The organism is Acidimicrobiales bacterium (assembly GCA_041394185.1).
In the GTDB taxonomy this organism is placed as follows: Bacteria; Actinomycetota; Acidimicrobiia; order Acidimicrobiales; family Poriferisodalaceae; genus JAAETH01.
Genome location: JAWKIQ010000007.1, coordinates 1 through 5,684, shown reverse-complemented (window position 1 = coordinate 5,684; position 5,684 = coordinate 1). Strand labels below are relative to the sequence as shown.

Annotated in this window: 5 protein-coding genes and 1 pseudogene; 1 reads left to right on the top strand and 5 read right to left on the bottom strand. The window is 65.8% G+C overall.

Annotation, left to right across the window (positions count from 1 at the left end; genetic code table 11):
- Positions 1–71: 71 nt before the first annotated feature.
- The 5 genes and pseudogenes from R2770_22285 to R2770_22265 form a co-directional block, all read right to left on the bottom strand.
- Positions 72–725, bottom strand: a pseudogene (locus R2770_22285) (PQQ-dependent sugar dehydrogenase).
- A gap of 46 nt (positions 726–771) precedes the next feature.
- Positions 772–1,668: an IS3 family transposase gene (locus R2770_22280; GenBank protein ID MEZ5283196.1), complete on the bottom strand. Its 897-nt coding sequence runs from the start codon at positions 1,666–1,668 to the stop codon at positions 772–774.
- Complete coding sequence (locus tag R2770_22275) at positions 1,665–1,982, bottom strand: transposase (protein MEZ5283195.1); 318 nt, start codon at positions 1,980–1,982, stop codon at positions 1,665–1,667. The genes R2770_22280 and R2770_22275 overlap by 4 nt, the downstream gene beginning before the upstream one ends.
- Positions 1,983–2,023: 41 nt before the next feature.
- A complete protein-coding gene (locus R2770_22270; GenBank protein MEZ5283194.1) occupies positions 2,024–3,172 on the bottom strand; it encodes a hypothetical protein in 1,149 nt (382 codons plus the stop codon).
- Entirely contained in the window at positions 3,169–3,687 is a 519-nt protein-coding gene (locus R2770_22265; protein MEZ5283193.1) for a carbonic anhydrase, read from the bottom strand. Before R2770_22265 ends, R2770_22270 begins: the two co-directional genes overlap by 4 nt.
- 173 nt (positions 3,688–3,860) lie before the next feature.
- Here R2770_22265 and R2770_22260 point away from each other — a divergent pair.
- The coding region (locus R2770_22260) for an FG-GAP-like repeat-containing protein (GenBank protein MEZ5283192.1) at positions 3,861–5,684 on the top strand (1,824 nt) is incomplete at its 3' end.

Here is a 5,684-nt window from a genome sequence, read left to right as displayed (position 1 = left end):
CGACTCCCCCTGACAACGTCGCCGGGCACCCGCTCGGCGTTGGTGGCCCAGGGTAATCGCGGCGTACCAGGTCAGTTATCGATGATGCGGCGGACACCGCCGCCCAGCAGGGCGACCAGCACGTCGCCATTGGGGTCGGTGCCGAACGCGACGGCACCCGGAGCCCGCAAGCCCAGGTCGACCACCGATACCGCATCGCCGCCCACGATCTGCAAACCCGAGATCACGCCGCTGCAATAGTCGGAGAACAGATACACGCCCTCTAGCGCTGCAAGCCCGCCTCGCGACACCACTCCCCCGGTTATCGAGCAGCCCTGGTCGTGTCCGTAGGCGTAGATGGGGAAGAACGGATCGGCGGCCGCAACGTCGGAGAACCTCACGTCGCCCTCCCACGCCTTCCAGCCATAGTTGCGTCCACCGCCCGAACCAGCGGGTTCGAGGTTTATCTCCTCTCGCGAACCCTGGCCGACATCGGCGATCCACAGATCGCCGGTGGCCGAGTCGAACGCAAACCTCCAAGGGTTGCGCAGCCCGTAGGCCCAGATCTCGGCACGCACCCCGGCTTCACCCACGAATGGGTTGGTGCCTGGCACCGAATAGGGCGCCCCCGCCGAGGGTGTGGGGTCGATGCGGTAGATGGTGCCGAGCAGGTTGGATCGGTTCTGGGCGTTGTTCGACGGATCGCCCCCGCTGCCGCCATCGCCCGAAGACGCCCACACCAGCCCGTCTTCGGTGACATGTGAGCTTCCCCCCGTTGGCCGGTCACGTGGTTTATGCGGCCTTTGGGGCCTTTGGTGGACGGTGCAGGTTCTCCCAGGTGGTGGGTGAACGGTATCCGAGGCTCGAGTGCAGCCTTCGGGTGTTGTAGCGGTTGATCCAGGCGAAGATCGCTCGGCGGGCTCCGGCGCGGTCTTCGAATCGGTAGCGGTGGATCAGCTCTCGTTTGAGTGAGCTGAAGAACGATTCGGCGACCGAGTTGTCCCAGCACACCCCGGTGCGGCCGACGGACTGGATCATGCCGCGCTCCGCGACGGCTGCCCGGTAGTCGCCCGCGAGGTATTGCGCTCCGCGGTCGGAATGGAAAATGATCCCGGCGGTGCGCCCGCCCCGGACGCCGGCGGCCATCGCCAAGGCGTCACAGACGAGCTCGGTGCGCATGTGCTCGGCCATCGCATACCCGAGCAGGCGCCGCGATCCGAGATCGATCACCGTCGCCAGATAGAGCCAGCCCTGCCCGGTCGGGATGTAGGAGATGTCGCCAACCCACGCGACATCTGGGACACCAGGGGCGAAGTTGCGCTTCACCAGGTCCGGCAACGGCGGGGCATCCTCGGCGGGGATCGTGGTGCGGACCTTGGCGGGCTTGTAGATCCCGACGATGCCATGGGCACGCATCAGCCGCTCCACCCGCTTGTGGTTCACCCGCCAGCCCCGATCGCGTAGCTCAGCGGTCATGCGCGGTGACCCGTAGGACTCGTCGAACTCATCGGCGATCTCGCGCATCTCCTGCACCAGAGCGGCCTCGGCCTCCTCGGCTTCGGTCGGCCCTACAGTCTCGCGTTGGCGCCAGTCATAGAAGGCCTGCCGGCTGACGCCGGCGGTCTCACATGCTGTCGTGGTCGGGAAGCCTTCGGCCTTCCGGGCAGCGACCCACCGATAGCGGGTCACTGTCCCGACTCCTTCACCCAGAAGGCCGTCGCTCGTTTGAGCAGCTCGCGTTCCATCCGCAGGCGCTTGACCTCGCGGCGCAGCTCGGCGAGTTCTTCACGCTCGCTGGTCGTCAATCCTTCACGCTCACCTCGATCGACCCGGGCCTGACGCACCCAATTCCCCAGATTCGTCTCGCCGACCCCGAGCCGTCGAGCGACATCGGCGATCGTGTTGCCCTCATCGAGCACCATCGCCACCGCGTCGGCCTTGAACTCAGGCGTGAACGAACGACGAGACCGAGACCGTGGCTCCTTCTCCTCCATCACTGACATGGCTACCTCCTATTCGAGGTGACCGGCCAGAGGGGGGATGCTCAATGAATGTCGCCGCCGTTGTGGTTGGCGAACGGCTGGGGAATGGTCAACAGCAGCCGACGTGTGGGGGGTGAAACGGTCAGGTCGTATTCGGCCAGTTCGACGCTGCCGGCCAGGTTGGTGTGGTCGAGGTAGAGCTTCGTGCCGTCTGGCGAGAAGTCGAAGCCAAGCAGGCCGCGTTCGTTGTCGGTGGCGGTGAGGTTCGACATGTCGAGCAGGGTCGTGCGCACCGCGGAACCCATGTCGTACCTCACTATGCGGCCCGACCTCTCGGCGACGTACACCCCGGACGAATCGCCGGGCCTCGACCGGATGGCGACGGGCTCGTCGAAAATGCCGAGGGTCTCGAACGCCAGGTCGGCTTGGTCGAGCGGCACCTCGGCGGTGGGCGGGCCCGCTACAGGTGCCCCGAGCCTGGGTGCCAGGCCGCTCTGCTGGAGCTGACCCTTGGCGGTGACCATCCAGTGGCCGTCTCCGCCGGGGGTCACGGCAGCCGCTGCGAAGCGGACGCCGCGTGCAGCGTTCGAACCGATGAAGGTGGCGTCGCCGAAGTCGAACTCACCTCCGTCGAGGGCGAACAGGCGATAGCCGCGTCCCGACGGCGTTGGGGTCATGGACATCACCGGCAGGTCAAGAGCGATGGCGCCGGTCGAACCGAAGAACCCCGCATCACCAAACGCAAACACCCCACCATCGGACGCTACCAACCAATAACCACCACCAGTAGGCGTCGCAGCCATCCCCACCACCGGCTCAACCAAAGCCAACCCACCCGTCGACCCAAAGAACCCCGCATCACCAAACGCAAACACCCCACCATCAGAAGCAACCAACCAATAACCACCACCAGTAGGCGTGATAGCTGCGCCGACTATCGGTTGGGCCAGGCCGATGCCCGCCAGATCGCCCAGGTCTGGGGCTTCGCCATAGGACCAGACCACGCCGTCGCTCTCGACGATGATGTAGCCGTCGCCGTCAGGAACAGCGGCTACAGCCACGACGTCAATTGGCGTCGCGGCCCCGGCGGGCCCTGATGCAACCGGTGGCACAATCGCCAGACAGGCAGCAGCTATGAGGACCAGGGCGATGCGGCGCATGGGTACCTGGTACCACATGCCAGGGTCGATCTGCGGTCGGGGGCGGGTCAACCGTCGACGGTGACCTCGTGCAACAACCCTGTTTCGACCTCGTACACAAAACCGCGGATGTGGTCCTTGTGAAGGATGAACGGGCTCATCTGCAAGCGCCGAATCGACTGTTTGACGTCGTCGTAGGGGCTGTCGAACGAGTCGAAGGTCCACGCGGGGCGCACACCGGTGGTCTCCTCGAGTTCGCGGCGCAGACTGACCTCATCGAGGTTCTGCAGGCCGCAGTTGGTGTGGTGCAGCAGCACGATCTCGCGGGTACCCATCGCCTTTTGCGACAGATACACCGACCTCAGCACATCGTCGGTGATGATGCCTCCGGCGTTGCGGATGACGTGGGCCTGACCGTTGTGGAGCCCCAGGATCTGGAAGATGTCCATCCGCGAGTCCATGCAGGCCACCACAGCCATGTGCATGGTGGGCCGCACCTGCAACTCGCTGTCGTGGAAATGCTCGGCGTAGGCCTTGTTGGCCTCGACCAGCTGATCGGTATGAGGCTCGAAGTCGTCTTCGGTCATCGGCCAAGAAGTTACCCGTTCAGCCACCCAGGCTTTCCCTCCATACGGGCCTGTCGACTCTTTCAGACAGAAACATGGCTGAAAACACTCGCCTCGATCCCCCGCGTGGGGTCACGGCGCCCCCGGGGCGTCTAGTTCGACGCGCCCTCGCAGCAGCACTTGCCACAGTTCTGATGAGCCTCGGATTCCCCGCCCCCGCGATGGCGCAGGCCGAGGATCCACCCATCGTGGCGCTGGCCTCGCCCACTGGCGACGACGACGGCGACGGCATCGAAAACCGGTACGAAGACGCCAACCTGGACCTGGACGATGACGCCGCCACCAACCCGGGGCCAGACACCGACGGCGACACCGTTCCCGACTATCTGGACCCAGACGACGATGGCGACGGCCTACCGACTGCGTCCGAGAGCGCCGACCCCAACGCTGACGGAAACCCCAGCGACGCGGTCGACAGCGACCTGGACGCCCAACCCGATTACCTGGACTCACCCATCGGGTTGGCATCGGGGGCGCCGGTGGTGTCCGAGCAGAAGGTGTCTGCCACGGTTGGTGGGTTCACCGGCCCACTGGCATCTCAGGACTACTTCGGCTCCAGCGTGCAGCCGATTGGCGACCTCGACCGCGACGGTGTGGTCGATGTCGCCGTTGGCGCCTACTACGACGACGGCGCGGGCTTCAACCGCGGTGCGGTGTACATCCTGTTCCTCAACGCCGACGGCACGGTGAAGACCGAGCAACAGATCAGCCAGGGCGTGGGCGGGTTCGTCGGGCCGACGCCCAACGACGTGGGATTCGGTCGCGATCTCGCGGCACCGGGCGACATCGACGGCGACGGCATCGCAGACCTGGTGGTCGGTTCGCAGTACGACACAGACGGTGGTTCGCAACGAGGCGCCGTGTGGGTGCTGTTCATGAACACCGACGGCACGGTCAAGGCCGAACAGAAGATCAGCTCGACCACCGGTGGGTTGACCGGGCCGATCGACGACTTCGATCAGTTCGGCAACGCGGTGGCGGCCATTGGCGACCTAGATGGTGACGGCCGCAGCGAGATAGCCGTGGGAGCCAAGGGCGACGACGACGGCTTCCTGGACGCCGGCGCCGTCTACGTGCTGTACCTGACCTCCAGCGGAACGGTCGCGTCGCAGACCAAGATCAGCGACACCACAGGCGGTTTGGTTGCTCCGCTGGCCAACACCGACTTCTTCGGCGATTCGGTAGGCCCCGTGGGCGACGTCGACGGCGACGGGGCGTACGACGTGCTTGTCGGCGCCACCGGCGACGACACGGGCGGCTCCGACAGGGGTGCGGCCTATGTGCTGATGTTGAACACCAACGGCACGGTGAAAGCCGAGTCGATGATTGCCAGCGGCACCGGCGGCCTCACATATGGCCTGCTGGACGGCGACCGGTTCGGATACAGCATCGCCGGTGTGGGCGACGCCGACCAGGACGGCAATCCCGACATCATGGTCGGAGCCCCTCAGGCCGATCTGGGCGGCAACGACCGCGGGCTGGTGCTGCTGCTGAACCTCGACGCTTCGGGTTCGGTCATTGGAGAGGCGGCGTTCGGGTCGGGATCCAACGGTGTCGCCGGGCCGCTCGAGAACTTCGACTATTTCGGTTCGAACGTCGCATCGCTGGGTGACCTCGATGGCGACGGCACGTTGAACGTCGTCATCTCGGCGGTCAACGACGACGACGGGTCGCTCGACGCGGGTGCGTTCTATGTGTTCGACCTGACGGCGACCGGTGTCGTCGTAGTCAACTCGACGGGCGACGCGTCCGACCTGTCGGCCGGCAACGGCGTGTGCGACACCGGCGCGCTGAACACCCAGGGCGACCCCCAATGCACCCTGCGAGCCGCCATCGAGGAGGCCAACGCGTCGGCCGGCATCGACACCATCCACTTCGACATCCCGACGAGCGAAGCGGGCTACGTCGGCGGGTCGCCGGCCTATTGGGTCATCGGTCAGGCGTCCAACTACCCCGAC